Below are 26,483 nucleotides of genomic sequence, written 5' to 3'. Positions count from 1 at the left end.
CGGACGGCCCGGCCCCCGCCGCCGCCCCGAGGTCAGCCGGCGCTTCCCCGAGCGCCGGGCCCCGCCCCTTCGATCCCGCCGCCGAAGCCGCCGCGGCGACCGCCTCGATCCTGGACAGCACCCTGCACGGCAGCGCGCGCGGCGTGGTCGTCGACTCACCGCCCGGCGCCGGCAAATCCACCCTGGTGGTGCGCGCCGCCCGCGAACTCGCGGCCGCCGGCGAGTCGTTGATGATCGTCGCGCAGACCAACGCCCAGGTGGACGACCTCGCCGACCGCCTCGCCACCGCCGACCCCGAGCTGCCGATCGGCCGGCTGCACGGCGCCGACTCGCCGCCCGACCCGGCGCTGGACCGGCATCCGGCCTTCGCCAAGTCCGCCTCGGTGGCGGATCTGCGGGCCTGCGCGGTGGTGATCGCGACCGCCGCCAAGTGGGCGTACGTCAAGGACACCGAGCCGTGGCGGTACGCCATCGTGGACGAGGCATATCAGATGCGGTCCGACGCGCTGCTCCAGGTGGCCGGGCTGTTCGACCGGGCCCTCTTCGTCGGCGACCCGGGCCAGCTGGACCCTTTCAGCGTGGTGGCCGCCGACCAGTGGGCCGGGCTGAGCTACGACCCGTCGGCCAGCGCCGTCGTCACGCTGCTCGCCCACAATCCGGGCCTGCCGCAGCACCGCCTCCCCGTCTCCTGGCGGCTGCCGGCCACCGCCGCGCCGCTGGTGTCGCGGGCGTTCTACCCGTACACCCCCTTCCGCAGCGGCACCGGCCCCGGCGAGCGCCGGCTGGCCTTCGGCGTCAAGGGCGACGGCGGCGGCCCCGACCGGGTGCTGGACGAGGCGGCGGCCTCCGGCTGGGGCCTGCTGGAGCTCCCGGCCCGCCACACCCCCCGCACCGACCCGGAGGCGGTCCGCGCGGTCGCCGCGGTCGTCCGCCGGCTGCTGGACCGCGGCGGCCTCACCTACAGCGCCCCCGACCCCGACCCCGCGCCGCTGACCCCCGACCGGATCGCGGTCGGCACCGCCCACCGGGACCAGGCCGCCGCCGTCCGGGGTGCGTTGGCCGCGCTGGGCGTGGCCGGCGTCACCGTGGACACCGCGAACCGCCTCCAGGGCCGTGAGTTCGACGTGACCGTGATCCTCCACCCGCTGTCCGGACGCCCGGACGCGACCGCCTTCCACTTGGAGACCGGCCGTCTCTGCGTCCTCACCTCCCGGCACCGCCACGCCTGCATCGTGGTGTGCCGCGCGGGAGTCGCCGACCTCCTCGACGAACACCCGTCCTCGGAGCCCGTCCAGCTCGGCGTCACCGTCAAGTTCCCCGACGGCTGGGAGGCGAATCACGCGGTCCTGGCCCACCTGGCAGAACACCGGACACCCTGGCGCCCGTAGCCGCCCCGTCGGCCCCCCCGCCGCCCGGGCCCGCAGCCGCGCCCACCCCCGCCGGCACCAGGATGCGCCGGGAGAGGAGATAGGTGAAGGGGATGGCGACCACCGCCGCCGCCAGCGGGGCGGTCTCCTCGCTCAGGCGGAGCCAGTGGACCAGGGCGAACAAGCCGGCGCTCTGGACGGCGTAGTTGGTGATGTTGGTCAGCGGGAAGAGGGCGAACTTCCGCCAGGTCGGGCGGGTGCGGTAGGTGAAGTAAGTGTTCATGAAGAACGAGCCGACCATGCTCAGCAGGAAGGCCAGGGTGTAGGCGGCGAAGTAGGGCATCCAGGGGAGCAGCAGCCGGTAGATGCCGTAGAAGGTGAGGGTGTTGACGCCGCCGACGAGGCCGAACCGGAGGATCTGGGCGAGGAGTTCGCGCTTGCGGCGATCCGGCATCAGACCACCTTACCCTCGCGGAGGGTGGGCTCCCGGGGGTCTTCCGGGGGGCCGGGGAGGCCGCATCTCTCCTTGACCAGGAAGTGCGGGCGGCGTTTGGTCTCGTAGTAGATACGGCCGATGTACTCGCCGATCAGACCGAGCATCACCATCTGCACACCGCCGAGTCCGACGACGATGGCGACCAGGGTGACGTAGCCGGGCAGGGTGACGCCGTTGGACATGGCGTCCACCGTGATCCACACCGCGTAGAGGGCGGCGAGCGCGGCCAGGGTGATGCCGAGCCAGATCGCGATGCGCAGCGGGCGGCTGTTGAAGGAGACCAGGCCGTCCATGCCGTAGTTCAGCAGCGAGCCGAAGCGCCACTTGGTCTCGCCGGCTTCGCGGGCGGCGTTGCGGTAGTCGAAGGTGACGGTGTCGAAGCCGATCCAGGAGAACAGACCCTTGGAGAAGCGGTTGTACTCGGGCAGCGACAGCAGGGCGTCCACCACGGGCCGGGACAGCAGCCTGAAGTCGCCCACGCCGTCGGCGAGTTCGACATCCACCCAGCGGTTGACGGCGCCGTAGTAGGCGCGGCTCAGCGCGGTGCGCAGCGGCCGGTCGCCCTCGCGGCCGCGCCGGGCGATGACCTGGTCGTGGCCGAGTTCGTAGAGTTCGAGCATCCGCGCGATGAGTTCCGGCGGGTGCTGGAGGTCGGCGTCCATGATGATGACCGCTTCGCCGGTGGCTTCGCGCAGCCCGGCGAGCATGCCGGCCTCCTTGCCGAAGTTGCGGCTGAAGGAGACATAGCGGGTGGCGCCGGGGTGCTGTTCGGCGAGCAGCCGGAGCCGGGCCAGGGTGCCGTCGGTGCTGCCGTCGTCCACGTAGCAGATCTCGTACTCGATCGGCAGATCGCCGAGCACGCCGCGCGTGGTGGTGTCGAACCGGTCGATGACCGCTTCCTCGTTGTAGCAGGGGACGACGACCGAGAGTTTCGTCATCGGAGGTCCCGGGTGGCGGCGCGGGTCTGGCGGGCGCGGACGAGGCCGCCGACGGCGACAGCCAGCAGGACGGCCAGGGCCGCGCCGCCGGCCAGCAGCCCGGCCCGGAGTCCCGGCGTGCGGAAGGAGCAGGCGACGCGCGACCCGCCGTCACCGAGGCCCACGGCCATCAGGCCGCCCAGCGTGCCGGGGGCCTCGGCGGCCCGGCCGTCCACCGAGCACCTCCAGCCGTTGACGGCGGGCACCGCGAGTACGGCGGTGCCGGTGGTGACCCGGCGGAAGGTCGCGCCGATCGTGTGCCCGCCGGCTGTCACCTTGTCCGGAGCGGTCGCCTTCAGCCCGGCGACGGCCCGGCTGAGCGCGGCCTTGCTGAGGCAGCCGACCGGGAAGCGCGGGATGTCCTGGGTCCTGGGGCCGGACAGCGCCAGGGTGATCGCGCCGCCGGCCGGTACGCGTCCGACCGGCAGGATGCCGTTGTCGGTTTTTCGGAACACGCCGCCGCGCTGGTAGGTGGCGCCGTTCGCGGAGATGGCGCCGGCGAACCACGGTGTGTAGAGGTAGCCGAGATCGCCCGGCGGGCAGGAGGCGGTGAAGGTGGTGGGCGCGGCGCCCGGAGCGGTGCCCGGCACCCGCCAGCCGCCGTCCGGGGCGTGGGTGGGCGCGGGGCCCGCGGCGTGGACGACGGCGGGCACGGTGTAGACCTCGGCGCCGAGCACCCGTTCCTGCCGGGCGAAGACCGAGCTGTCGCGGGCGGGGCCGTCGAAGGCCGCGCCGCGCCGGAGGGTGACCACCGGCGGCGCGGCCGAACGGTGCTCGACGAATCCGGCCGGGTCCCGGATCGACGGGCCGATGTAGCTGCTCACACCCATGATCGCGCGGCCCACCGGATCGTCGAAGCTGAGTGTGTGACGGCCCTGCATGTACCAGCCGGCGCCGAGGCCTTGCAGCGCCCGAGCGGTCTTCGCGGGCACATAGCTGCTGTAGTACGAGCCGCCCTGGCCGCCCAGCAGCAGCGGGTCGTTGTCGGCGAAGCCGTGCGGACCGGGGTCGGTACGGGTGGCGGGCCAGTCGTCCCGCCGGCGCACGGCGGTGTGCGCGGCCAGCGACTGGGCGTCGATGGTCCGTTTCGGCTGCCACCAGGCGGTGTTGTCGCGCGTCGCGGTGACGGCGAAGACGTTGTAGGCGGTGGCGAGGAAGACCGAGCCGGCCAGCGCGCCGTAGACGGCGGCCCGCGTCCGCCGGTCGTCCCGGCGCCGGTAGAGCAGCAGCAGCCCGAGCACCAGCGCGCTGTCCGCCAGGATCAGCGTCCGGTCGCCGGCCGAGAGATACGCGCTGCCGATGACCAGGAGCAGCAGCGCCGCCAGCAGACCGCCGCCGGCCAGCAGTTCGCGCGGGTTCGGCCGGTGGGCCAGCGCCAGCCAGGCCACCGACACCAGCAGCGCGGTCATCGCGATCGCGGCGCGGTAGGGGCTGCCGTTCGGGATCGTCAGACCGTGCCACAGCAGGATGGTCGGCTTCCAGACGTACGACACCGCGACGACCAGCAGCAGCGACAGCCACAGGGCCCGCTCCTTGACCGGCACCCGCCGCATGAAGGGGAAGGTGAGCACGAGCAGCAGCGGCAGCAGGCCGACCGAGATCCTCGGCGCCCCGGCGATGGGGCCGCCGGGCAGCAGATGGACCAGGTAGTCCCGGACGGGCGGGCGGCCGTGATAGGTGATGGGGGGCGCGGGCTGCGACGCCTTGCTCGCCCTGTACGTCACGGCCAGCACCGGCGCGGCCAGCGTGACGCCGGTCGCGGTCATCAGCGCGGCCCGCAGCAGGACGCGCCCCCGCTCGCGCGGCGGGCGCTCGTCCAGCGCCAGCCGTACCAGCAGGACCAGGCCCATCGCGATGGTGGCCATCGCGGCGGTGTAGAAGTTGCCCGCCCAGCACACGGTGACCAGGAGCGTGCCGGCCACCCAGTGGCGCCGGCCCAGACACCAGTCGAAGACGATGCCGAGCACCGGCAGCGAGACCAGGCCCCACATCCACATGGGGTCGGAGAACCCGTCGGACACCGTCCAGGCGCTGACGCCGTAGCCGACCGCCAGCAGCGCGCGCAGCCAGGGCGAGCCGGGGTGCAGCCGGCCGAGGAAGACGGTCATCAGGGCGGTGGCCAGGCCGATGCTCAGCAGGGTCACCAGGAAGACCGGCACCTGGACGGCGGCCCTCGGGAAGAGCCCGACCAGCCAGGAGAAGGGGTTCATCAGATAGGTGAAGAAGTCGGCGAGGAAGGGGACGCCGTAGCCGCTGCTCCAGTTGAAGAACAGATCGCCGGTGGCCTGGCCGTGCATCAGGTCCCACAGGTGCTCGTGCAGCGGCACGAACTGGTTGCCGAGGTCGTTGACGGCCCGCGACCGCGGTCCGAAGGGGTACGTCCCCCGGGCCGCCGTCGCCAGGCAGTAGGCACCCATGGCGACCAGGGCCGAGAACACCGCCGCCGTGCCTTGCGCCTCGGGGCGCAGCCCGTAGACGCGGACCGGGACCTCTTCAGCAGATGTGGCGGTTCCGCCGGAGGTCAGCACCGGGTTCCCTCGCTCCCTCGTAGTGACGACGGCGGAGACGAGCCCGATGACCCCGCGGCGCCGGTCCCACGGCGGCCTGGAGGACGAGATACGGGCCGTAGCGGCCGCCGGCGATCAGCCGATGACTCCAGCACAGGTCCGCGAGGCACTCGGCGGCAAGCGGGCTTACCCCACCGTGCTGACCGTGCTCACCCGGTTGTACGAAGGGGGTGCGGCGCCGCCGCCGCGCGGCGTCGTCCGCCGGCTCCCGCCGGACGCGCCGTCCGACGGCCGCCGGGCCGCGGCGCGGGCGCCTGCTCCGATCGGGCCGGGCGGGGGCTAACCGGTCGAGAGGAGTTTGGCGATGCCCTCCGCGAGGAGTCCCGCCGCGCCCGTGCCGAGGAGGCCGAGGCCCGCCCAGGGCGTTTCCGGGTACGGGTAGGGGTCCTGCTGGTGGCGGTAGAGGACGACGGCGCCGCCCGCGGTGAGGGCGGCGCCCAGCAGGGCCCAGGTGATCCAGTAGTGGCCGAGGGCCGCCGCGAAGAGCAAGGGGGCCAGGGCGGCGGCCAGTTCGGTGCCGGCCGCGAGCAGGCCGAGGGAGAAGAACAGGCGGGGGTTCCAGTCGATGTCGGGGCGTTCGAGGGTCTCGGCGAGGAGGCCGGCGAGCAGGCCGGCCAGCAGGAGGGCGGCCGCGACAGCCGCCCAGACCGTCCACATGTTGGTGGTCGCCAACACGTAGGCCAGCACGAGCAGCCGGGCGGCGATCTCCGCCGCGAGGGCGAGGCCGGCGGCGGTCGCGACGGGACCGGGGAGGTCGGAGCCGGCGTTCGCCGCGAGGGCCAGGGAGACCACGCCGGTCACGGCCAGTGCGGCGGCCACGGTGAGCCAGGGGTGGGCGCCGAGGGCGCGCAGCGTCGCGCCGATGAAGCCTGCGTCGATGACCCGGTACACACCGAAGGCGACCAGCCCCGGCACCGCGCAGGCCGCGCCCACTCCCGCCGCGCGGGCCCGTGCGCCGGCCGGCAGCCGGAGGAGGCCGGTGATCAGGAGCGCCGCCGCCAGGACCAGCGCGGTCAGCGCGTACGCACGGACGGGCAGCAGTTCGGGGACGGAGGGGACGGAGGGGCCCGACGCCCCGGTGGCCCAGCGGACCAGTGCCGCCAGGGCGACCGCCGTCACCGCCAGTATCGGCAGGGCCACCGCCAGCAGACCCGCCGAGAAGGCGTCCGGGTCGTCGTCGCGGACGCCCCGGACCATCAGCGAGGCCCCCACCGTCATCAGGCAGGCCAGCACCGCGACGAGCAGCCGCACCGTGGTCCGCGTCCCGGGCGACACCGGCCCGTCCAGGGCGATCGACAGCAGCCGGTACAGCGCGAGGACGACGACAGTCTGGCAGGCGACCTGGAGCCGGGAGCCGGTCAGGATGTTGGCCAGATCCTTGGCCACGCCCTTGCTGATGTCACTGGCGTCGGGGGCGACCGCGCGGGCGGCCCGGGCCGCCGGGCCCTTTCCGCGGGCCGGCCGCCGCTGCCACGCCTCCACCGCCAGCCACAGCGAGGCGTAGCAGAGCAGCGCCAGCAGGACGAAGACCTTGTAGCCCCGTGGCCGGCCGGAGGCGTCGGCCGCCTGCTCCGCCGCCCAGGCGCAGACCACCAGCGTCAAGGTCAGCAGCAGATGCTGGATCTGCTGACGGACGAGCGTCCTCGCGACATCGGCGACGACACGTACGACGATCACCACGGCCCCCCAGCCCGCCGGGGCCCCGCTGCCGCCCCTCCGGCGTACCCGCGGTCCCCACCGCGACGCGCGCCCTGCCCCGGACGCCTTCATGGTGACAACTCCGGGGCGGCGCCGGGGCGAAATCCCCAAGAATCCCCCGGGGCCCGCGAGAGCAGAGCCCTGTCCAGGCGCCCTTCGAGGATCAGCCCGCGGCGCGCGGTGCTCCCTTCCCCTCAGTCACCGCTGGGGGTGCCCCGGGCCTGGGTCCGGGGGGTGCCCACTCGTCGCGGGCCCCGGAGGACCGCCCGGACCGGGCCTATGTGGTGCCGAAGGTGATCCGGTAGTAGCACTGGCCCTTGCACGTCATGGTCGCCGCGTCGTCGAAGGCGTAGGAGTACGCGTACGGCTCGGCCTTCTTGAAGACCTGCGTGTAGTCGACCGGCCATTTGGCGGGGACGCAGTTGGCGCGGCCCGCCCAGGCGCCGCGGCAGCAGTAGGTGTCGCCGCCGAAGGCCGCGCAGGGGGGCTTGCAGCCGATCACGTGGGAGCCGTTCTTGGCCTGCATGGCGGTGGGGCAGTCGACCGGGCTGGTGCAGGTGCCCTTGTAGCAGCCGGAGGAGCTGATCGGGTCGTCGGTGACGCTGTGGGAGATGTTGATGTACATCGGGAGGTTGGAGCCGTCGACCATGCTGACGTCGTAGAAGTCCAGGTCGTCGAAGGCGTCGAAGGTGAATTCGCCGAGCGTGGTCGGGGTGGTGGGGCCGCCGCAGTGGGTGGTGCAGTCGCCGGTCAGGCAGCTGCCGCTGGCGTCGGTGTCACAGCCGGTGCGGCCCCAGATCCGGCCGCCCCAGGTGTTGCCGACGGTCAGCGAGGTGCTCTGTCCGGGCTGGAGCTTTCGGCCGCCGGGGTAGGCGGGCGAGTTGGTGACGACGGCCCAGATGACCTGCTGGCTGGTGTTGACCAGGGTGATCGAGCGGTCCGAGCCGGTCGGCGCGGGGGCGGCCGGGCCGCCGGATCCGCCGCCCGCCTTGGTCGCGGGCGTCGTGGACGCCGCCCCGGCCCTGGGCTTCCCCGGAGCCGACGCCGAAGCCGGGGCCGACGCCTTCGGCTTGCTGATCCCGGCCCCCGTCTTGCCCGCCGCGGCGAGCGGTGAGCCCTTGGCGGAGGGGGTCGGCCGGGCGGAAGTCGGCCTCGTGGTCGGCGTCGGGCCGGAGCTGGAGGGCGCCGCCGTCGCGGTGGCCGGCCGGTCGCTCGCCCCGGTGAGCGTCGAGCCGGACGGAGCGGCCAGCCAGTAGATGATCAGGGCCGTCATCGCGGCCGCCCCGACAACCGCCAGCCATCCTCGGGTCGACCTCGCCCGGTGCCGCCTGCGTGCCATCACGTGCCTTCCCGATCCTGTGTACGTACCGACCGCACGTATCGACGTGCGTCCACCCCGCACACAGGAGACGGTGGCCCCGACCTGCCGATAACACAAATTACGGGGCCGCACACCGGTTATGCCAGCACCGGCCCCCGGCCCGAGTCGGCGGCGCGCACCTCGATCAGGCCCTCGCGGACCCGCGTCTCGTAGGCGGGCTCCGGAGCGGTGGCCGGTCCCCGGACGACCTGGCCGTCGGTGAGGTCGAAGGTGCTGCCGTGCCAGGGGCACGTCACGCAGCCGTCCTTCACATGGCCCTCCTCCAGCGGACCGCCCATGTGCGTACAGGTGGCGGAGACCGCGTACACCTGCCCGGCGCGCCGGTGCAGCAGCACCGCCGTCTCACCGGCCGCCGCCTTGCGGGACGCGCCCTCGGCCAGTTCGGCGTCGGCCAGCACCGGGGTCCAGCCCAGCGGGCGGTCCTCGAAGGCGGTCTGATTGACGTTCACCGCGTTGGCGAAGGCGAGGTGCCCGCCGAGGTAGGCGCCGGCCATCAGCGCGCCGAACCCGGCGTAGCCGAGCATCCGGCCCTTGTACGGCTTGCCCTTGCAGCGGGCGACGAGCGAGCAGGTGTAGAGCGCGAGCGCGGTGCTGTTGGCCGCCGCGTGCACGACGCCGATACGTCGCGGGGCGGGCTCGCCGCCGGTGTCCGACCAGTCGTTGAGCCCGGTCAGGGCGGTGGGGACGGCCGTCAGCACCCCCAGCGCGACGAACAGGTCGGCGTACGGCGCGGCGCGGCGCCCGCCCACGGTGTCGAGGACGGCCGCCGCGCTCCAGGTGCCGATCGGGAGGTGGGTGAGCGCGGGGTGGGCGGGGTGGCCCAGCGCGGTGCCACTGAGCAGATTGCGGACGCGGCGCGCGCCGACCACCTTGTGCACCAGGGCGGCCAGCGGTACGGCCACCGAGTCGAGGAGCCGTTCGTGCTCGATGCGTTGCGTCAGCGTGTGCGCAAAGGTCATGACTCGCTCATTTCTCCGGGCCGTGGGCCGTAGGGCCGTACCGCGCGTCGCGGACAGCAGCCCAGTGATCCGTACCTCCGCGCGCCCGGGGCTGACAGACCCAATCGGGTGCTTGGGGATCGGCGAGCCCTCGCGACAGCGGTCGCGGCCGAAGGGGGCTCCTAGGCTCGGCCGTATGACGGACTTCCCCGGGCGAGCCGATGTCGTCTTCGTGGGGGCGGGCCACAACGCCCTGGTCGCCGCCGCCTATCTGCTGGAGGCCGGGCGCAGTGTGTGCCTGCTCGACCGGATGGACCAGCCCGGCGGCTGGGTCCGGACGGCCGAGCTGGGCGCGCCCGGATTCCTGCACGACCCCTGGTCGGCCCTGCATCCGCTGTTCGTGGGCGGTCCGGTCTGGTCCGAGCTGGGGCCGCAGCTGAGCCGGCACGGTCTGGAGTACGTCATCGCGCCGGTGGCCACCGGGTCCTCGCTTCCGGACGGCCGCACCGCCGTGGCGGCGGTGGACCCCCAGACCTTCGCCGGGGAACTCGCCCGGCTGGGTGAATCGGCCGGCTGGAACGACCTGTTCGCCGCGGTCGCCCCCTATCTGGAGCCCGTCTTCGGTCTGCTGGGCGCCGGTCTGGACACCGCCGGGGCGCAGGCGAAGCTCGCCTCCCTGATCCGCGACAGCCGCGGCAGCGCCCTGCCATTCGGCCGACTGCTCAGCGGCAGCGCCCGGGACCTGGTGACCGGCTGCTTCCGGACGGAGGAGCTGCGGTGCCTGGCCGCCCCCTGGCCGCTGCATCTCGGCGCCGGGCCGGAAGACCCGGCGGGCGCCTTGTGGACCGTGCTGGTGCTGGCCACACTCGCGGCGGGCAATCCGGCTCCGGTCGGCGGAAGCGGCCGGCTCGCCGACGCGCTGGTCGCCCTGGTGGCCGAACGCGGCGGCGCGGTCTTCTGCGGCGCCGACGTCGAGGAGATCGTCGTACGGGACGGGCGCGCGGCGGGTGTCCGTACGGCCGACGGCCGCACGGTCACGGCCGATGAGGCCGTCGTCGTGTCGGCCGGACCGGATCAGCTCTACGGCCGGCTGCTGCGCGACGCCCCCGGCGTCCCCGCCGCCGTACGCACCCAGGCCCGCGGCTTCCGCTACCGGCGCGGCTGCTTCCAGCTCAATCTCGCGCCGTCCGCCCGCCCGCGCTTCCGCGACAGCCGCCTCGACGCGGGCGGCGGCATCAACCTCGGGCGGGGTCTCACCGCGCTGGTGACCTCCGTGCGGCAGGCCGAAGCCGGGCTGCTGCCCCAGTACCCGTCCATCGCCTGGCACGAGCCGACCGCGGTCGACCCCAGCCGCGCTCCGGAGGGCCGGGCGGTCGTCCGTCTCCAGGTCCTCGATGTGCCGCTGCGCCCGACCGGTGACGCCGCCGGGACGCGCTACGGCGCAGGGGGATGGGACGCCGCCACCGGCGAGGCGTTCGCCGACCGGGTGCTGTCCGAGGCCGAACCGCACGCCCCCGGCCTCACCGGTCTGGTGCTGGAACGCCACATCACCACCCCCGCCGACCTCGCCCGCCTCAGCCCCAACGCGGGCCCGGGCGACCACGCCTCCGGCGAGAACTCCCTCACCCAGGCCTTCCTCCAGCGCCCCATCCCGGCCCACGCGGGCGGCTACCGCGCCGCCGTCCCCGGCGTCTGGCTGATCGGCGCGTCGACCTGGCCGGGGGCAGGCGTCAACGGCGTGTCCGGCCGCGCGGTGGCGAGGTCCCTGATCGGCTGAGCGCCGCTTCCGAAGGACGGCACGGCGGCACGGCGGCGTGCCGGCATGCGGCGCGAACGGCTGATCCCGCCGGCGCCCAAACGCTCCCGAAACGGACCCGAATGCCACCCCGTAACGGCCCCGGTCACGCCCCGATCACGCCCCTGCAACGTTGCGCCGATCTTGTTGACTTGTGCAGATCAGCACCCCTAATGTCTGGTCGCCCGGCCGGTGTTCGGCGCGGGCGGATCACGTGATCGAGAATTCGGTCCTTGGGGGGACACACAGTGCAGTGGTACATCGACGTGCTCAAGAAGTACGCCGTTTTCAGCGGGCGTGCCCGCCGCCAGGAGTACTGGATGTACTTCCTGTTCAACTGCATCGCCATTGCCGTGCTGTTCGTGATCGGCCTGGTGATCCACACGCAGATCCCGTACCTCATCTACGCGCTCGGCGTCATCCTGCCGAGCCTGGGTGTGAGCGTGCGGCGCCTGCACGACACGGGCAAGTCCGGATGGTTCATCCTGCTGGGCATCATCCCGCTGGTCGGCGGCATCATCCTGCTGGTCTTCACCTGCCTCGAAGGTGACGCCGGCGACAACGCGTACGGGCCGAACCCGAAGCAGGGACCGAACGGCGCCCAGTACGGCGCGCCGCCGCAGCCCAGCTACTGAGCCTCGCGCGCACGCCTTACGCAGCGGCACCACACAACCGCGGCCCGTACCGGAACGAACTCCGTTACGGGCCGCGGCCGTTGGCGGTTCTACCGGCGGTGACCCGCCACCGGCCTCACTTCACCGCGAGCAGTGCCGTGTTGACGTGCTGGGCCAGCGACGTGGTGACCGCGTCGATCCACAGCGGCGGCGCGGCCAGGACGGCCGCCACCTCGGCGCGCCAGTTGTTCCGGCGGGTCTTGTCGGCGTACTCGTCGGCGAGCTTCTCCGCGTACAGGTGCATGGTGGCGTAGTTCAGCCCGTCGAGCAGCGCGACCTGGAGCGAGGCGTTGTCGGTGGCGGCGCCGACCGCCAGGTGGTTGGCCTTGCTGCCGGGGGTGAAGTAGCGCAGCCCCGCCAGGCCGTCCGGCTCCACCAGCACGGTCAGCGGGTTGGCGAACGCCTTGCCGTGGATGTGCGGGGGCGTCCACTGCTCGTGCCAGGTCTCGCCGGCGGCGGCGCCGTACATCTGGAAGTAGAAGAGACCGCCGCCGTTGCCCCCGGCGTTCTCGGCGTTGCGGGCGTAGTTCTCCAGGGTCAGGTAGTCCGTGCCGTCCATCGCGATGATGCCGCCCCAGTGGAAGCCCCAGAGCACCTGGTTGATGTTGACCGGATGGGTGACCGGCACGTTGTTGCGGTAGTCGTGGACCTGCACGCCGGCCGGAAGGAGCGGGTGGACGGTACCGAGTGAGCCGCTGTACAGCCCCTGCCCGACCTTGCTGGGCCGGGCGAACTCGTTGACGCGCACCGTCTGCATGTCGGCCGCGATGGTCGGGGTGTGGGGCGGCGGCAGGGCGAGCGCCACGGCCCGGGTGTCCTCACCGAAGCGCTGCGCGATCACATCCTGCGCGGCGGTCAGCGCGGCGGGGGCGGCCGGCAGGTCGCCCAAGGGCAGACCGTGCACCAGGTGGTTCGCGATGTGGTAGTCGAAGAAGAGCTGCTGGATCGTGGTGCTGCCGATGAACACCTTGCTGCCGAGTTTCGGCTTGGGCGACAGCACCGACCCGATGACCTCGCCGACGGTCTGGTCGCAGTTCTCGGTGGTCGTCATGTCGTTGCCGGCCGCGCGAACCGTGGTCCGCAGGTTCGCCGCCCTGACCCGGGTCAGCGTGGTCGCGGCCGGCGCGCCCGGCAGCGTGAAGGTCACCGTCCCGGGCGGATCGAGGAAGAACTGGAAGGCCGACCCCTGCCGGGCCAGGATCTTGTTCCACTTGGCGAGTTCCACCGGGTCGGCGAAGAAGTGCTTCGGCTGCCGCCGGGTGAGGTCCGCGTCCTCCACGGCGAACAGCCCGTTGGCCGACACCCGCAGCCCCGGGTTCGCCAGCGTGACGATGTTCGGCGCCCCACCGGCCAGGAAGGTGTAGCCCACCCCCGCCCCCGCGTCGGCCAGCCACTCGTTCGCCTCGAACTGCTGGTTCGTGGTGTACGTCGGCGCCGGCGCGCCGCCCCCCGCAAGGTTGTACAACAGCATGTACGGCCCCCCAAATGCGTCCGCCCCCACCGCGCGACCTGCGCGAGCGCGTCGCAGCCTCCCCAAGACTCCAGCACCCCGCCCAGGGCGCCGCTCTCGGACGCGTCCGCTCTTTGATAGCAGTCCGGGTCGTCCGCCTTGCGGTATTCACGGGAATTGCCGGGAGCCGTAGGGAGGCTTGCCCGTAAGGCGTTGCCCGCCCGGGCCCGAAAACGGGTGGAACGCCGCCACCGTGCGCCATTACCGTGCTGCCGAACCTCGTCGTCTGGGCAAGGACGCGCCGTTGTACACCCTGTGAGACCCACCGAGCGCTGAATCGTCGCGCGTCGCGCATGTGCGCCGCGCTCCTTTTCGCTGCCGACTTCTCACTGGAACCGGTGTACCTCTGTGCTCAAAAGCTGGGTGGTCATGCCCACCTGCCTGCCGCTCGTTCTCCGCCGCTGCCATACCTGCGCGTCCGAGCGCTTCCGGACCAGCGGCAAATTCCGCGTCAACGCCCACCACAAGCTCATCGACGCCTGGCTCCTCGCGCTCTGCACCGCCTGCGGGGAGACCGCGAAGCTCACCGTCCTGGAACGGACGCGTGTGCGCTCCCTACCAGCCGAGCTGCTGGACCGCCTGCACGACAACGACCCCGGTCTGGCAGCCGAGTTGCTCCAGGACCTGGTCGTACGGCGCCGCAATCGCATCGCCCTCGACTGGGACGGCGCCTGGCGTCTCGACACCGGCGGACCGGATCACCTGGACCAGGAGGTGATCGACATCTCGGTCAGCTTCGCGGCCCGGATCCCCGTCCGGCCGGTGCGGCTCATCGCCGAAGGCTTCGCCCTCTCGCGCGCCGAGGTGGAAAGACTGATCAGGGAGGGGAATCTCGTCTCCGCGGTCCGGCTGAGCGGCAAGCTCTCCGGCGACTTCACCTTCACGCTCAAACGCTGAGCGCTCCCCGGGACCGGGGCCTGTCCGGCGGATTCCGCCGGACAGGCCCTGTAGGTCGCCCGGGAAGAGCCACGGCCAGCTGCCCGCGCGCGCTGACCGGCCGGACCCGCTTCGGGCAGGGTCGCGACCGTGGAGCTGCCGGCCGGTTCAGGGAACGAGGTGGCCCGCGGCGCGGAAGAGTTCGTACCACTCGGCCCGGGTGAGGGGGAGTTCGGAGCCCTGGGCGGCGCCCGTGACGCGCTCCGGGCTGGTGGTGCCGAGCACGACCTGCATCTGGGCGGGGTGGCGGGTGATCCAGGCGGTCGCGATCGCGATGGCGGGGACGTCGTACTGGGCGGCGAGCCGGTCGATAACGGCGTTGAGCTCGGGGTACTCCGGCGAGCCGAGGAAGACACCCGTGAAGAAACCGGCCTGGAAGGGAGACCACGCCTGGATGGTGATGTCGTTCAGCCGGCAGTAGTCGACGATCCCCCCGCCGTCGAGGGTGACCGCCTGCTGCTCGGCGAGCATGTTGGTGGAGACCCCCTGAGCGATGATCGGCTCGTGCGTGATCGACAGCTGAAGCTGGTTGGCCACGATGGGCTGACGCACGTACTTGCGCAGCAGGTCGATCTGGCGCGGGGTCTGGTTCGAGACACCGAAGGCGCGCACCTTGCCCGAGGATTCGAGCTCGTCGAAGGCGCGGGCCACCTCTTCGGGCTCGACGAGCGCGTCGGGACGGTGCAGCAGCAGGATGTCGATGCGGTCGGTCCGCAGGGCCGCGAGTGAGCCCTCGACCGACGAGACGATGTGCTCGTAGGAGAAGTCGTAGTACGGCCCGTCCGTCACGATGCCCGCTTTGGTCTGGATCGTGATCTCGTCGCGCTGCGACGGGGTCAGCGCCAGCGCGTCGGCGAAGCGGCGTTCACATTCGTGCAGCTTGCCGCCGTAGACGTCGGCGTGGTCGACGAAGTCGATGCCCGCGTCGCGCCCGGTGCGGACGAGTTCGCGGATCTCCTCGTCGGTCTTGTCGGCGATACGCATCAGGCCGAGCACGACGTTCGGGGCGACGATGTCGGTGCCGGGCAGGGTGAAGGTCTTCACGACGGTTTTCCTTTCAGATGTTCAGGTCTGCACAGTACAAGCGGGGTCGCTCCGCCCTTGAGGAGGCGCCGGGTCCAGCGCGGCGGGACTCGTACCAAGCACCGGCGCCCTGTCCGCGTGCTCTCGCGGACAGGGCGCCGGTGGGGTGAGGGCGGTGGGCCTCCCGGTCCGGCCGCGATCAGACGGCCGGGTCGGGCATGATCTCCCGGACCTCCTGGGCGCAGCGGCACGAGGCCGCGAACTTGGCGGCCCACTCCAGCGCGTCCTCCCGGGTGGGTACGTCGATGATCGAGAACCCGCCGAGGACCGCCTTGGTCTCCGGGTACGGGCCGTCGGTGACGGTCCCGTCGACGGCCACGACGCTCGCCCGCTGCTGTTCCAGCCCACCGCCGAAGACCCACACGCCGGCGTCCTGCGCCTCCCGCACCACTCGGTGCGCGGCCTCGGCCACCTCGGGCAAGTCCTCCGCGGGGATGATCATCGTGCCGTCATCGAATGAGATCAGGTATCGCGTCATCCATGGCTCCCTTGGGCGCCGGCGTCCTCCGGACCGGGCGGTCAGAGGTGGGCCGCGTACGCGGTGAAGGCGGCCCACTCCTGCGGGGTGAAGGCGAGGTGCGGGCCTTCCTTGTCCTTGGAGTCGCGGACGTGGATGACTTCGGGGCAGGCGGCGACCTCGACGCAGTCGTCGCCGGACCCGCCGCTGTAGCTGGACTTGTGCCAGGTGACGGCGACTTCCACGCAGTCGCCGGAACCGCCGCTGCTGTGGCTGCTCTTGAACCAGACCAGGTCGGACATGCTCATAGGGCTCCTCGCATCCGCTGCAACAGGCTCAGGGAGTCATCGAGTGAGAGAGCCTGTGAACGCATCCTGGCATACCGCATCTGAAGCATGCTGACCACTTTGCGCTCGGTGATGAACAGTCCGCTCTCCTGGCCTTCGCAGTAGGCGTACCAGCGGGCCTCGGATGTCTCCAGCAGCCGCATAGGCCCGTCGAGGCCCGCATGTGTGAGCCGTACCTGGGGCATGACCTGGATCTCGATGTTCCGCTGCTCGGCGACGTGCAGCACGTGGTCGATCAGCCCCCGCGTGACGTCCACTCCACCCGAGCGCCGGAGGAACAACTGCTCCTCCAGGATGAAGCTGTACGCGGTGTTCGGCCGTTCCCACAGCAGGCGCTGGCGTTCGGCACGGGCCGTCCACTGGGCTTCGATCTGGTTGTCGTCCAGCGGCGGCAGTTGGTCCTGGAACAGCCGCCGCGCGTAGGCCTCCGTCTGCAACAGCCCCGGAATCAGGCGGCATTCGTACGTGTACAGCGATACGGCCAATGCCTCCTCCCGGGCCCACTGGCGGAACCACGCCGCCAGGCCCGGCTGCCGCGAAAGATGCTTGTACGCCCTGCGCAGCGCGCCCGTGTTGCCGAGGACGGGCTCCGCGCGCTCGACGAAGTACGGGTCCGGCATGCGGCGGCCGACCTCGACGGAGGCGACCGTGTGCTTCGAGAAGCGGACCGCCTCGGCGAACTCCTCCCGGCTGAGGCCGGCGTGCTCCCGCAGGGCCTGGACGACCGCGCCGAACGTGCGCAGACTGTCCGACACCTCCGGTTCGCCGCCGCCACCCGTGCCCCCGCCCGCCGAACCCGCAACGCCCGGACCGAACGTACCCTCGGTCATTTCCCGGCCACCTCTCGCGTACCGTACCGCTCGCCCTGTGCTCACATTCGAGTCACCCATGCTCACAGGTTGTTACGCGTACCGTCTACCCCACGTGCTCGTACGATACCGCTACGTACTCGGTACGCTGCTGGTAAGAGGCCATATCGCCCGGGCACATTGGGCTCATGACAGCACCTTCCCTCCCCCAAACCCCGCTCACCGTACGTACGTTCGTCCAGTGTTTCCGAGCCACGAGGCTCGGCGCGCGGCTCGCCCGCCAAGTGGCCGTGACCGAACTCGACGGCTGGGGTGTCACACGCGACTCGGACCTCTCGGACACCGCGGCCGTGATCGTCGCCGAGCTGGCGTCCAACGCGGCGACCCACGGCCGCGTCCCCGGCCGGGACTTCGAGCTCCGCCTCACCCTCGACGCTGGCGTCCTCGCCATCGAGATCTCCGACCCGCGCGGCGAACGCCGCCCGCCGGTCCCGGGAGCGGTGGAGCCGCCCGCCTCCCTGGACCAGTCCGGCCGGGGCCTCATGCTGGTCGAAGCGCTCGCCGACCGCTGGGCCGTCCTGGACCGCGATTTCGTCGGGAAGACCGTCCGCGCGGAACTCGATCTCCCCGTTTCCGCAGGTCGGTAACCGGCACGCACCCGACCGGGCCCCGGTGGGTCCGCACCCCCAGCGCTGCGCCGTGGCCACCGGGCTCGCCGACCAGCCCACCGCCGGACTCACGGATACGCTGGCCTGATCCGCTCCACCCCACCCGGCTCACTGGAGATCGCATGCTGACGCGGCTGGAAGTCGACGGGTTCAAGAACCTGCTCGGCCTGTCGGTGAACCTGGGAGCGTTCACCTGCATCGCGGGCGCGAACGGCACCGGGAAGTCGAACGTCTTCGACGCCATCCAGTTCCTCAGCCTGCTCGCCGACCAGTCGATGACGGACGCCGCCCAGCAGGTCCGGGGTGTGCACGGGGAGCGGCTCGGCGACCCGCGGGACCTCTTCTGGAACGGTTACGCGTCCGGCTCGCACACCATGCGGTTCGCCGCCGAGATGATCGTCCCGGCCCAGGTGGAGGACGACTTCGGGCGGCCGGCCGAGCCGACGACCACCTTCCTCCGCTACGAGCTGGAGCTGGGTTTCGAGCCCCCGCGCGGCCCCGAACGCATCGGACGGCTCGCGCTGCGTCATGAGAGCCTGCGGCACATCAAGCAGGGCGACGCCCATGAGCATCTGCGCTTCCCGCACAGCGTGAAGGACTTCCGCGGCCGGGTGGTGCGGGGCAGGCGGTCCGGACAGGCGTTCATCTCCACCGCCGAGAGCCCGAGCGGCGAGGCGGTCATCAGCATCCACCAGGACGGAGGCGGTCGCGGCCAGTCCAAGCCGGCCGCCGCCTCGCGGGCTCCCGCGACCGTCGTGTCCACGGTCACCAGTAGCGACGACCCGACCATCCTCGCGGCCCGCCGCGAGATGCAGACCTGGCGGCGACTGGCCCTGGAGCCCTCCGCGCTGCGCGCACCGGACTCGTACAACGCCCCCGGCGAGCTGCGGCCCGACGGCCTGCACCTGCCCGCGACGCTCTTCCGCGTCGCCAACGAGACATTCGACACCGACATCGCGGACCAGGTCTACGCCCGGGTGGCCGGCCGCCTGGACGACCTGAGCGGTGTCAGTGTGCGCAGCGTCGGCGTGCTGCAGGACGACGTACGGCAGCTCTTCACCGTCCGGCTCCAGGAAGCCGACGGCATGACCCTGTCGGCCCGGAGCCTGTCCGGGGGGACGCTGCGTTTTCTGGCCCTCTGCGTGCTGTTGGAGGACCACCGGGTCGGAGGGCTGCTGTGCATGGAGGAGCCGGAGAACGGCATCCACCCGGCGAATCTGAGTGCGATGGTCGAGCTGCTCCGCGACCTCTCGGTCGACCCGGGCGCCGAGCCGGGCCGGGACAATCCCTTCCGCCAAGTGCTCGTCAACACCCACTCCCCGGGTGTCGTCCAGCTCGTCCCGGAGGACGACCTGCTCTTCGCGGACTCCGCACTCATCCGCACCTCCGACGGAGCCGTGGCCCGCAGCCTTCGCCTGCGCCCGCTCGCCGGCACCTGGCGCACCGACTCCGCCAGCACCGACTACGTCACCGTCGCCGACATCCTGCCGTACCTCACCGCCCCGGCGGGCGCGCACCTCACGCTCCCGGGGGAAGTCGCGTGACGCTCCGCGTGCTGTTCGTCAGCGAGGGCAGCAGCGACCAGGGCCTGCGTCCGCACATCGAACGGGTCGCCGCGGAGGAGGGCCGCGAGATGCTGCTCACCGCCCCGGATTTCGCGCTGCTCGCCGGCCGCGTGGGCCACGCCGTCATTGACAAACTGCGCGCCGCACGGCAATTGGGCGGCAGCTACGACGTGATCATCGTGCAACGCGATGCGGACGCGATGGGCGCTCCGACCCGGCGCGAGGAGATCGCCGCAGCGGTGAACGAAGTGTGGGACGGCCTCCGCCATGTCCCGGTGATCCCGGTACGGATGCTGGAGGCGTGGCTCCTCGTCGATGAGCCGGTCATCCGCCAGGTCGCGGGAAACCCACGCGGCAAGAATCCGCTCGACCTGCCGAAGGGCACGGCCGTCGAGCGCGTCCCCGACCCCAAGCAGACGCTGAAGGACACGCTGGCGGCGGCGAGCCAGCTCAAAGGCCGCAGACTGGAGATCCTCCAGAAGCGCTTCCCGCAGAACCGTCACCGCCTCCTGGAGCTGATCGACCCTTCCGGACCCGTCCGCGAGGTCCCCTCCTGGCGGACCTTCGTCGGCGACCTGCGCGAGGCGTTCCGGAGCACGGGCACGGCTTGACGAGCGCGCCACGGGGCTGCCGGATGCGGTGATCCGGCCTTCCTCCTCGCTGGGGCGAAGCGCTGGACCGCCGGCCAAGTCCGTTCGCCGGACTGCGGCCTGACGTCGCGTCAGTGACGCCGCTCACGGCCGGGACGCAAGATCCACCGCCGTCCCAGCCCGTATTCTCGGCAGGTACTTTTCCGTCGGCACACCCATGTCTGGAGAACCTGTGTCCGTCCACATCCTCGCCCTCGTCGGCAGCCTGCGCTCCGGCTCGCACAACCGCCAGCTCGCCGAGGCCGCCGTCAAACACGCTCCCGAGGGCGTCGAGGTCACCCTCTACGAGGGCCTGGCCGACGTGCCCTTCTACAACGAGGACATCGACACCGAAGAGGAGCGTCCCGCCGCCGCCACCCGCCTGCGGGAGGCCGCCGCGCAGGCGAACGCGTTCCTGCTCGTCACTCCCGAGTACAACGGCACCATCCCCGCCGTGCTGAAGAACGCGATCGACTGGCTGTCCCGCCCCTTCGGCGCCAGCGCGCTGGCGGGTTCGCCGACCGCCGTGATCGGCACCGCCTACGGTCAGTTCGGCGGTCTGTGGGCCCAGGACGAGGCCCGCAAGTCCGCGCGTATCGCGGGTGCCACGATCGTGGAGGACGCCAAACTCTCGATACCCGGCTCGGTCACCCGCTTCGCCGAGACCCACCCGGCCGACGACGCCGAAGCCGTCGCCCAGCTCACGGTGGTGCTCACCGCCCTCGCCGCCGCCGTCGAGGCTCCCGCGTCCTGAGCCCGGTATCCCCGGTGTGATCCCCCATCGGGCCGCCGCCCGCCCGGCGGCGGCCCCACCCCGTCAGGCCTCGGCCCTCATGCCGTAGAGCATGGCCGCGTCGACCAGTCGCACATCGGGGGATGCCTCCGCGACGGCGCGCGCCTTGGTGTTGAAGCCCGCGCCGCTGAAGCAGAGCAGCTGGGTGCGGGAGGTGTCGTAGCGGCCGGCGTCGGTGATGAGCGTGCGGAGGTCGCGGAGGCGGTCGATGTGGGCGGCGCCCATGGAGTCGTTCCACTTGGCCTCGCCGATGGCGAGGAGGGGGGGTTTGCCGCTGCCGTCCGCGACGCCGATGACGGCGACGTCGATCTCGTGGCCGGTGCGGGCCTTGGGGTCGTGGACGACGCCGTGACCGACGCGGGCCGGGAGGCCGCCGAGCAGGTCGGGGTCGGCGTGGTGAAGGGCCCAGTCGCGACAGACCTGTTCGAAGTGCGGCCCGAGGACGTTGCTGACGAAGCGGCGGCGGCTGGCCTGCCAGACGCGGGCGGCACTGCCGGGCCGCTCCAACTGGTCCCAGACCGGGCGCATGATGGCGTGGTAGAAGCCGATCAGTGGCTCGGCGATGCGATAGGTGGGCCGGTTCTCCCGGAAGACGTCCGCGTCGCGGTACAACAGGCCAGCGTCTTCGAGGACGTTGATGGGATGGGCGATGTCCGCGGCCCTGCGTTCCAGGTAACTCGCCATGCCGCCGCGGGTGGCGTTGCCGTCGGCCACGGCCCCCAGGACGGAGAGGTAGAGAGCGGTGTCGCGCAGCTCGGGTTCCTCGGCGAGCAGGTAGCGGGCCTCGCGGAACAGCGGGGTCTCGGGGTTGAGGACCGTCCGTACGACCCAGTCGTCGAAGTCGTCCGGGCCGGAGGGGGAGTCGCCGCGGGCGAATTCGCGCCGGTAGGCCGGGGTGCCGCCGACGATCGCATGGACCATGAGGGCCAGCCGGGGGTCGGTGATGTCCCAGAACTCGGCGGCGAGACGGTGGTCGAGGGGGCGTACGAGCAACTCCAGGCCGGCCCGGCCGCGCAAGGGGGCGTTACCGGACAGCAGCTTGCCCATGAAGGACAGGGCCGAGCCGCACAGCAGCAGCCGGGTCCGGGAGGAGGTGCGCTGCTCGCGCAGCGGGCGCATCGCCTCCTGGATGATCGACGGCAGTTCCGGGTTGGCCTTGGCCAGGTACGGAAACTCGTCGATCACCACGGGGAGGGGCCGTTCCGCGCCCAGCGCCAGGAGGGCGTCCACGGCCTCCGACCAGTCGGCGAAGTGGTACGGGCTCGCCGGGCGGCTGTGTGCGGTGAGCGCGGTGCTGATCCGGCGGAGCGACTCGGGATCGGTGGCCTCCGTCGCTCCGAAGTAGAAGCCTCCCGCCGCTCGGCAGGCCGCGTCCAGCAGGAAGGTCTTGCCCTGCCTGCGCCGGCCGGAGACCACGCCGAGCGTCGCGCCGGGTTGATCATCGGTGATGAAGCGTGTCAGCGCCGACCACTCGTACGAGCGGTCGAACATCTCGGCGGGCTTGTCCACGCGGGCTCCGGTGGTTCACGGATATGGGGGCGCAGTTCTACTAACTGTATCCCCCTATCTATGACAGGCGTCGGCGGCACCCGGAAGCGGGACCGGCGGGGTCCGCTCGGCCGGGGCGGGTCGCCGGGCGCGCCGGGCGCACCCCCGGGCGTGCGGGTGGGTTGCGCGGGGCGGGACAATGGGGGGTCGAACGAAACCGGGAGGTACCCGTATGTCCGAGCCGCAGCCGGCCGAGCGCCCTGGCGGACCGCGCGAGTCCCGCGGGGACGGCGAGGCGCGCGAAGGCCGCGAGGGGCAGCCGAAACGGCCGAAGCGGCCCGCCTCGCTGCTCTTCGAGCCGGGGGCGCCCGTCGACGAAGGCGGGGACCGGTTCTTCGACCTGGAGTCGATGGAGGACCCCCAGCAGTTGCTGGCGCGGGCCACCGAACTGGCGGTGGCCTTCCGGGCGGCGGCCGAGCGGGCCACCGACTTCCAGGCGATCGCCGCCGCGCAGCTCACCGATCCGCGCCGCTTCGACCGGCTGACCTACGCCGTGCTGGCCGAGCAGGCCGGGTGGACCGAGGACTACGCCAAACGGATGGTCGAGTACGGGGAAGGGCTGCTCAAGGGCGCCGGGCCGGTATAAGGGACCGGTACTCCGGTATGAGGGAAGGGCCCCCGGCCCGCAACCCGCGTCCGGGACGCCGGCCACCCGGCCCGTACGCCACCGCCCCCCGGAGGGGGCCCTCCGCCGGCTCCCGCACCACCCCGCACACGCGCCCCGGCGCCACCCCGCGCAATCGCTCAGCGTGATGATGATGTGACTGCGCGCGGCACGATACTCCTCCCCCGCCCTCCCCGTCCCGAATTTGGTCGATTCGTGGAGGGGCAACATAGCCAGCCGGTACGAATGGACGCCATGGACGAATGGCAGGCACGAGACATCGTCACCGAAAGCCGGCAACGGCAGACCACCACCTGCGTCACCCCCGACGGCGCCGCCTGGCTCGCCTCCGCCAGCGCCTTCCCGCGCGGCGTACAGGCCCTGTGGGCGGACCGGCCCACGGCACCCAGCGTGCTGCCCTGCGGGACCCTCTTCGACGTGGTGAACCTGCCCGCGCTGTTCGGGCGGCGGGTGCTGGAGGAGTTATGGGCCACCGGGCCCGGGAGCGGACCGGTGGCCGTACACCGCTGCCGGGTGCTGCTGCTGGTCGCGCCCGGGACCGCCCAGCGGCTGCCCGCGTTGCTGGACTGGGAGGAGTGGGGCGCCTCGGTGCCGCCGATGCTGTGCCACGGCACCGGCGACGCGGTGACCGTACCGCCGCTGTGCCCGCCCGAGCCGGACCTCGCCGGGGAGGGCTGTACGGAGGGCGCCGCGTCCCGCTGGGTGGTGGCCCCCGACTCACGCAAGCCCTGGCTGCCCGGCGCGGACCACCTGCTGTGGGCCTGCCTGCGGGCCGCCCGCGCCGAAGGCCGCGCGGCGGCCTGCCCGGCAGCGCGAAAGCCGGTTTCCCCGCTGGTCAGCGCCCCGAAGGGGGTCTGACCGCTATCGATTTTCCTCCGCCAGGACCGGGTGCTAAGGTCTACGCATCAGCAGGCGCCGCTAGCTCAGTTGGTTAGAGCAGCTGACTCTTAATCAGCGGGTCCGGGGTTCGAGTCCCTGGCGGCGCACCTGAAAACGAAGGGCCCTCCGCCTGCTGGCGGAGGGCCCTTCGTCGTGCCCGGCGCCGCTGCGCGGCCCACAGGGGGCTAACAGACCGCCCCGGGGCGGGGCAGCTCGCCCTCCAGCAGATACGCGTCCACCGTCGTCCGCACGCACCCGCTGTGGGCGAAGTAGGCGCCGTGCCCCTCGCCGCGGTAGGTGAGGACCCGGCTGCCGTTGGCCAGCGACCTGGCCATGCCGCGGGCGCCCGCGTAGGGGGTCGCGGGGTCGCCGGTGGTGCCGACCATCAGCATCTGGGGGGCGTCGCGGGCGGTCACGTGCCGGCTGCTGTCGTCGCCGCGGGGCCAGCCGGCGCAGGCCAGCAGGGTGGCCTGGATGTCGCGGCCGAAGAGCGGGGAGGCCGCAGCGAAGCGGGCGTCGTAGGCGCGGATCTGGCGCGCGGTGCGGCGCTCGGAGGTGTCGCGGCAGTCGATGGCGATCTTGGCGGTCTGCGCGTTGGCCGCCGGCGCGCCGGCCGGGTCGGTGACGGCCCTGCGGACCGCCTGCGACCCGAACTCCTCGGGATAGGCCAGCTGCATCATCAGGTTGCCGTCGCCCCGCCTGAGGCCGCCCAGGGCCTGCCGGAGGTACGGCCAGGTGTCCTTGGAGTAGAGGGCGTTCTGCAGGCCCTGGAGATAGCCGGAGCGGTCCAGGGAGCCGGCTTCGGTGGTGAGCGGGCCGGTGGTCAGCTTGCGGGCGTCGGCGGTGATGCCCGCCATCACCTCTGCGGCGGTGCGGCCGGGCAGCGGGCACTGGTGGGCGGCGCAGTCCGCGGCGAAGTCGTTGAGCGCCTTCTGGAAGGCCCGGGCCTGGCCGAGCGCGGTGCCGACCGCGTCCAGCCGGGGGTCGGGCACTCCGTCCAGCACGATCCGTCCGACCCGGTCGGGGAACTCGTGCGCGTACACCGCGCCGAGCCGGGCGCCGTAGGAGAAGCCGAGGTAGGCCAGGCGGTCGTCGCCGACGGCCTGGCGGACGACGTCGAGGTCGCGGGCGGCGTTGGGGGTGCCGACCCAGGGCAGCAGCCAGCCGGACGTGTGCTCGCAGGCCTTGGCCAGCTGTTCGGGGTCGGTGACTTCGCTGAGGTCGCCGCAGTTCACCGGGGCGGAGCGGGCCACCCCGCGCGGGTCGAAGCCGATCAGGTCGTAGCGCCGGTTCAGCTCCGCCAGTTCCTTGGACCGGGCGTCCAGCTCGGTGATCCCGGATACGCCGGGCCCGCCGAAGTTCACCGCCAGCGAGCCGAGCCGCAGGCCGGGTCCGGTGGCGGGCAGCCGGCTCACCGCGATGTCGATCGTGGTGTCGCCGGGGTGCTTGTAGTCGAGCGGGACGCTCACCGTGCCGCAGCGCGCCTTCGCCGGTGCCTGGTCGTCCTGGCAGGTGCTCCAGTTCACGCGCTGCCGGTAGAACCCGGTCAGATCGGCGCCGTGGTCGTCCGCCACCGCCCCGGTCACCGGGGCGGTGGCGAGCAGAAGTCCCAGGGTCACGGCCGCAAGCCGCCGTAGCCCATGCGATACGGCCATATGCCCAACGTAGAGGCGCCGACCGCGACCCGCACCTCGCGGCCACCCGGGGGACACCCGCTGTATACCCCCTGTGTATAGTTCCTCGCGGTCCGCCCGCGGTGGGCCCTGGACCGAACAGAACCGGACCGGACAGACCTGGACCGCGCCCGGCCCGGACCGCGCCGGACCCGGATCACGACGAGGGGGATCTCCCGCATGCGGAGCACGACCACGGCCCGCCGAATACACGCGCTGGCCGCGCTGCTGACCACGGCGGCGACCGCGATCGGCCTGGCCGGCTGCGCGGGCTACGACCCGACCGCTCCGGCCGACGCGCGCAAGCAGGCGCCGGCGGCGGCCGCGGGCACCGGCTTCGCGACCGGCCCGGCCGGCCCGGTCGACTGCCGCCGGGTGAAATGCGTGGCGCTCACCTTCGACGCCGGGCCGAGCGTGCGCACCCCGCAGATCCTGGACATCCTGGACAAGTACCGGGTGCACGCCACGTTCTTCACGCTGGGCAAGAACCATGTGATGGTGCACCCGGAGATGGTCCGGGACATGGTGGCGCGGGGGCACGAGGTGGAGACCCTGACCTGGTCGCACCAGATCCTCACCAAGATCAGCAAGGCCGAGGTCCGCAAGGAGATCACCGAGGGCCGGGACGCGGTGGAGAAGGTCACCGGCGTGCGTCCGACGCTGCTGCGCCCGCCGCAGGGCCGCACCAGCCCGGCGGTGACCGCGATCGCCCGCGATCTGGGCATGGCCGAGGTCGAATGGAGCGCGAACGGCGCCGACTACAAGACCACCGACTCGGCGCTGATCACCCGGCGCATCCTCCAGCAGACCAAGCGTGACGGCATCATCCTGCTGCACGACCTGGTGGACCCCACCGGCCGCGGCTACAACGGCACGGTCGCCGCGGTGCCCGGCATCATCTCCGCCCTCCAGGCGCGCGGCTACACGTTTGTGACGGTGTCTCAGCTGCTGGCCCCCGGCACGCCCCAGCCGGGGAAGGTCTACAAGTAGGCAGGAGCCCCCACGCGGCAGCGCCCCGTCCCGCCGCGGCGGCCCCCGGCGGGGTAGCGTTCAGGCGCAGGCCCGGTA

The 26,483-nt window shown here is 72.4% G+C and carries 25 protein-coding genes and 1 tRNA gene; 13 read left to right on the top strand and 13 right to left on the bottom strand.

Going from position 1 to position 26,483, the window contains the following annotated elements:
• The first annotated feature begins 107 nt into the window (after nucleotides 1-107).
• Nucleotides 108-1,388 (top strand): AAA family ATPase, encoded by a 1,281-nt coding sequence (locus ACFO3J_RS34205; protein ID WP_386438411.1) that lies wholly within the window; start codon nucleotides 108-110, stop codon nucleotides 1,386-1,388.
• On the opposite strand, the gene ACFO3J_RS34200 is transcribed toward ACFO3J_RS34205, so the two are convergent.
• Genes ACFO3J_RS34200 through ACFO3J_RS34190 form a run of 3 tightly spaced genes read right to left on the bottom strand, consistent with a single transcriptional unit; the run spans nucleotide 1,309 to nucleotide 5,368 of the window.
• Nucleotides 1,309-1,821, bottom strand: coding sequence for a GtrA family protein (locus ACFO3J_RS34200; RefSeq protein WP_386438170.1), 513 nt, complete (start codon nucleotides 1,819-1,821; stop codon nucleotides 1,309-1,311). The two genes, ACFO3J_RS34205 and ACFO3J_RS34200, sit on opposite strands and share 80 nt — an antisense overlap.
• Entirely contained in the window at nucleotides 1,821-2,801 is a 981-nt protein-coding gene (locus ACFO3J_RS34195; protein ID WP_386438168.1) for a glycosyltransferase family 2 protein, read from the bottom strand. The genes ACFO3J_RS34200 and ACFO3J_RS34195 overlap by 1 nt, the downstream gene beginning before the upstream one ends.
• Nucleotides 2,798-5,368: a YfhO family protein gene (locus tag ACFO3J_RS34190; RefSeq protein WP_386438165.1), complete on the bottom strand. Its 2,571-nt coding sequence runs from the start codon at nucleotides 5,366-5,368 to the stop codon at nucleotides 2,798-2,800. Before ACFO3J_RS34190 ends, ACFO3J_RS34195 begins: the two co-directional genes overlap by 4 nt.
• Nucleotides 5,369-5,414: 46 nt before the next feature.
• On the opposite strand from ACFO3J_RS34190, the gene ACFO3J_RS34185 reads away from it, so the two are divergent.
• Complete coding sequence (locus ACFO3J_RS34185) at nucleotides 5,415-5,690, top strand: hypothetical protein (protein ID WP_386438162.1); 276 nt, start codon at nucleotides 5,415-5,417, stop codon at nucleotides 5,688-5,690.
• Here the strand turns inward: ACFO3J_RS34185 and ACFO3J_RS34180 are convergent.
• From ACFO3J_RS34180 to ACFO3J_RS34170, 3 genes are all read right to left on the bottom strand, one after another.
• Complete coding sequence (locus ACFO3J_RS34180) at nucleotides 5,687-7,084, bottom strand: hypothetical protein (RefSeq protein ID WP_386438159.1); 1,398 nt, start codon at nucleotides 7,082-7,084, stop codon at nucleotides 5,687-5,689. The genes ACFO3J_RS34185 and ACFO3J_RS34180 overlap by 4 nt on opposite strands.
• A 298-nt stretch (nucleotides 7,085-7,382) precedes the next feature.
• On the bottom strand, nucleotides 7,383-8,378 hold the full coding sequence (locus ACFO3J_RS34175) for a thaumatin family protein (RefSeq protein ID WP_386438157.1): 996 nt from the start codon (nucleotides 8,376-8,378) through the stop codon (nucleotides 7,383-7,385).
• Between the two features lie 185 nt (nucleotides 8,379-8,563).
• Nucleotides 8,564-9,445, bottom strand: a complete 882-nt coding sequence (locus ACFO3J_RS34170) for a Rieske 2Fe-2S domain-containing protein (RefSeq protein WP_386438154.1) — start codon at nucleotides 9,443-9,445, stop codon at nucleotides 8,564-8,566.
• Between the two features lie 175 nt (nucleotides 9,446-9,620).
• On the opposite strand from ACFO3J_RS34170, the gene ACFO3J_RS34165 reads away from it, so the two are divergent.
• Together ACFO3J_RS34165 and ACFO3J_RS34160 are read left to right on the top strand one after the other, a co-directional pair.
• Nucleotides 9,621-11,201 carry a phytoene desaturase family protein gene (locus ACFO3J_RS34165; RefSeq protein ID WP_386438152.1) on the top strand — a complete coding sequence of 527 codons (1,581 nt, stop codon included), beginning with the start codon at nucleotides 9,621-9,623 and terminating at the stop codon, nucleotides 11,199-11,201.
• A 266-nt stretch (nucleotides 11,202-11,467) separates the two neighbouring features.
• Entirely contained in the window at nucleotides 11,468-11,854 is a 387-nt protein-coding gene (locus ACFO3J_RS34160; RefSeq protein ID WP_386438408.1) for a DUF805 domain-containing protein, read from the top strand.
• Nucleotides 11,855-11,969: 115 nt separating this feature from the next.
• Here ACFO3J_RS34160 and ACFO3J_RS34155 read toward each other — a convergent pair whose 3' ends face one another.
• Entirely contained in the window at nucleotides 11,970-13,364 is a 1,395-nt protein-coding gene (locus ACFO3J_RS34155; RefSeq protein ID WP_386438149.1) for a hypothetical protein, read from the bottom strand.
• Nucleotides 13,365-13,751: 387 nt separating this feature from the next.
• On the opposite strand from ACFO3J_RS34155, the gene ACFO3J_RS34150 reads away from it, so the two are divergent.
• Nucleotides 13,752-14,300, top strand: coding sequence for a DUF1062 domain-containing protein (locus ACFO3J_RS34150; protein ID WP_386438146.1), 549 nt, complete (start codon nucleotides 13,752-13,754; stop codon nucleotides 14,298-14,300).
• Nucleotides 14,301-14,447: 147 nt separating this feature from the next.
• Here the strand turns inward: ACFO3J_RS34150 and ACFO3J_RS34145 are convergent, their stop codons facing one another.
• The 4 genes from ACFO3J_RS34145 to ACFO3J_RS34130 form a co-directional block, all read right to left on the bottom strand.
• The gene (locus ACFO3J_RS34145) at nucleotides 14,448-15,383 is read right to left on the bottom strand and encodes an aldo/keto reductase (protein WP_386438143.1); all 936 of its coding nucleotides are present in this window, start codon (nucleotides 15,381-15,383) and stop codon (nucleotides 14,448-14,450) included.
• 178 nt (nucleotides 15,384-15,561) lie between these two features.
• Entirely contained in the window at nucleotides 15,562-15,900 is a 339-nt protein-coding gene (locus ACFO3J_RS34140) for a YciI family protein (protein WP_386438141.1), read from the bottom strand.
• Between the two features lie 41 nt (nucleotides 15,901-15,941).
• On the bottom strand, nucleotides 15,942-16,187 hold the full coding sequence (locus tag ACFO3J_RS34135) for a DUF397 domain-containing protein (RefSeq protein WP_386438138.1): 246 nt from the start codon (nucleotides 16,185-16,187) through the stop codon (nucleotides 15,942-15,944).
• Nucleotides 16,184-17,056 (bottom strand): helix-turn-helix domain-containing protein, encoded by an 873-nt coding sequence (locus ACFO3J_RS34130; protein ID WP_386438135.1) that lies wholly within the window; start codon nucleotides 17,054-17,056, stop codon nucleotides 16,184-16,186. The genes ACFO3J_RS34135 and ACFO3J_RS34130 overlap by 4 nt, the downstream gene beginning before the upstream one ends.
• Before the next feature lie 167 nt (nucleotides 17,057-17,223).
• Here ACFO3J_RS34130 and ACFO3J_RS34125 point away from each other — a divergent pair, with 167 nt between their 5' ends.
• From ACFO3J_RS34125 to ACFO3J_RS34110, 4 genes are all read left to right on the top strand, one after another.
• A complete protein-coding gene (locus tag ACFO3J_RS34125) occupies nucleotides 17,224-17,682 on the top strand; it encodes an ATP-binding protein (RefSeq protein ID WP_386438132.1) in 459 nt (152 codons plus the stop codon).
• Nucleotides 17,683-17,825: 143 nt separating this feature from the next.
• Nucleotides 17,826-19,247, top strand: coding sequence for an AAA family ATPase (locus ACFO3J_RS34120; RefSeq protein WP_386438130.1), 1,422 nt, complete (start codon nucleotides 17,826-17,828; stop codon nucleotides 19,245-19,247).
• Complete coding sequence (locus ACFO3J_RS34115; RefSeq protein ID WP_386438127.1) at nucleotides 19,244-19,879, top strand: hypothetical protein; 636 nt, start codon at nucleotides 19,244-19,246, stop codon at nucleotides 19,877-19,879. The genes ACFO3J_RS34120 and ACFO3J_RS34115 overlap by 4 nt, the downstream gene beginning before the upstream one ends.
• A 211-nt stretch (nucleotides 19,880-20,090) precedes the next feature.
• Nucleotides 20,091-20,651, top strand: a complete 561-nt coding sequence (locus ACFO3J_RS34110; RefSeq protein WP_386438124.1) for an NADPH-dependent FMN reductase — start codon at nucleotides 20,091-20,093, stop codon at nucleotides 20,649-20,651.
• A gap of 63 nt (nucleotides 20,652-20,714) precedes the next feature.
• Here ACFO3J_RS34110 and ACFO3J_RS34105 read toward each other — a convergent pair whose 3' ends face one another.
• Nucleotides 20,715-22,199: an AAA family ATPase gene (locus ACFO3J_RS34105; protein ID WP_386438121.1), complete on the bottom strand. Its 1,485-nt coding sequence runs from the start codon at nucleotides 22,197-22,199 to the stop codon at nucleotides 20,715-20,717.
• A gap of 211 nt (nucleotides 22,200-22,410) precedes the next feature.
• Here ACFO3J_RS34105 and ACFO3J_RS34100 point away from each other — a divergent pair, with 211 nt between their 5' ends.
• The 3 genes from ACFO3J_RS34100 (at nucleotide 22,411) to ACFO3J_RS34090 (ending at nucleotide 23,849) form a co-directional block, all read left to right on the top strand.
• Entirely contained in the window at nucleotides 22,411-22,824 is a 414-nt protein-coding gene (locus tag ACFO3J_RS34100; RefSeq protein ID WP_386438118.1) for a hypothetical protein, read from the top strand.
• 273 nt (nucleotides 22,825-23,097) lie between these two features.
• Nucleotides 23,098-23,721: a bifunctional DNA primase/polymerase gene (locus ACFO3J_RS34095; RefSeq protein WP_386438115.1), complete on the top strand. Its 624-nt coding sequence runs from the start codon at nucleotides 23,098-23,100 to the stop codon at nucleotides 23,719-23,721.
• A 54-nt stretch (nucleotides 23,722-23,775) separates the two neighbouring features.
• A tRNA-Lys gene (locus ACFO3J_RS34090) sits at nucleotides 23,776-23,849 on the top strand.
• Between the two features lie 78 nt (nucleotides 23,850-23,927).
• Here ACFO3J_RS34090 and ACFO3J_RS34085 read toward each other — a convergent pair.
• Nucleotides 23,928-25,361 (bottom strand): alpha/beta hydrolase, encoded by a 1,434-nt coding sequence (locus ACFO3J_RS34085; protein ID WP_386438112.1) that lies wholly within the window; start codon nucleotides 25,359-25,361, stop codon nucleotides 23,928-23,930.
• Between the two features lie 234 nt (nucleotides 25,362-25,595).
• On the opposite strand from ACFO3J_RS34085, the gene ACFO3J_RS34080 reads away from it, so the two are divergent.
• Nucleotides 25,596-26,405, top strand: coding sequence for a polysaccharide deacetylase family protein (locus tag ACFO3J_RS34080; RefSeq protein WP_386438110.1), 810 nt, complete (start codon nucleotides 25,596-25,598; stop codon nucleotides 26,403-26,405).
• Nucleotides 26,406-26,483: the final 78 nt, after the last annotated feature.

This window comes from Streptomyces polygonati, assembly GCF_042650325.1.
In the GTDB taxonomy this organism is placed as follows: domain Bacteria; phylum Actinomycetota; class Actinomycetes; order Streptomycetales; family Streptomycetaceae; genus Actinacidiphila; species Actinacidiphila polygonati.
Note: the sequence above shows the minus strand (reverse complement) of the source record. Positions and strands in the feature narration are given on the sequence as shown.

Bases quoted from the DNA above. Each gene is read 5' to 3' on its own strand.
- ACFO3J_RS34200 (WP_386438170.1), bottom strand. From the start codon at position 1,821: ATGCCGGATCGCCGCAAGCGCGAACTCCTCGCCCAGATCCTCCGGTTC.
- ACFO3J_RS34195 (WP_386438168.1), bottom strand. From the start codon at position 2,801: ATGACGAAACTCTCGGTCGTCGTCCCCTGCTACAACGAGGAAGCGGTC.
- ACFO3J_RS34185 (WP_386438162.1), top strand. From the start codon at position 5,415: ATGACCCCGCGGCGCCGGTCCCACGGCGGCCTGGAGGACGAGATACGG.
- ACFO3J_RS34175 (WP_386438157.1), bottom strand. From the start codon at position 8,378: ATGACGGCCCTGATCATCTACTGGCTGGCCGCTCCGTCCGGCTCGACG.
- ACFO3J_RS34170 (WP_386438154.1), bottom strand. From the start codon at position 9,445: ATGACCTTTGCGCACACGCTGACGCAACGCATCGAGCACGAACGGCTC.
- ACFO3J_RS34165 (WP_386438152.1), top strand. From the start codon at position 9,621: ATGACGGACTTCCCCGGGCGAGCCGATGTCGTCTTCGTGGGGGCGGGC.
- ACFO3J_RS34155 (WP_386438149.1), bottom strand. From the start codon at position 13,364: ATGCTGTTGTACAACCTTGCGGGGGGCGGCGCGCCGGCGCCGACGTAC.
- ACFO3J_RS34140 (WP_386438141.1), bottom strand. From the start codon at position 15,900: ATGACGCGATACCTGATCTCATTCGATGACGGCACGATGATCATCCCC.
- ACFO3J_RS34135 (WP_386438138.1), bottom strand. From the start codon at position 16,187: ATGAGCATGTCCGACCTGGTCTGGTTCAAGAGCAGCCACAGCAGCGGC.
- ACFO3J_RS34130 (WP_386438135.1), bottom strand. From the start codon at position 17,056: ATGACCGAGGGTACGTTCGGTCCGGGCGTTGCGGGTTCGGCGGGCGGG.
- ACFO3J_RS34125 (WP_386438132.1), top strand. From the start codon at position 17,224: ATGACAGCACCTTCCCTCCCCCAAACCCCGCTCACCGTACGTACGTTC.
- ACFO3J_RS34120 (WP_386438130.1), top strand. From the start codon at position 17,826: ATGCTGACGCGGCTGGAAGTCGACGGGTTCAAGAACCTGCTCGGCCTG.
- ACFO3J_RS34100 (WP_386438118.1), top strand. From the start codon at position 22,411: ATGTCCGAGCCGCAGCCGGCCGAGCGCCCTGGCGGACCGCGCGAGTCC.
- ACFO3J_RS34095 (WP_386438115.1), top strand. From the start codon at position 23,098: ATGGACGAATGGCAGGCACGAGACATCGTCACCGAAAGCCGGCAACGG.
- ACFO3J_RS34080 (WP_386438110.1), top strand. From the start codon at position 25,596: ATGCGGAGCACGACCACGGCCCGCCGAATACACGCGCTGGCCGCGCTG.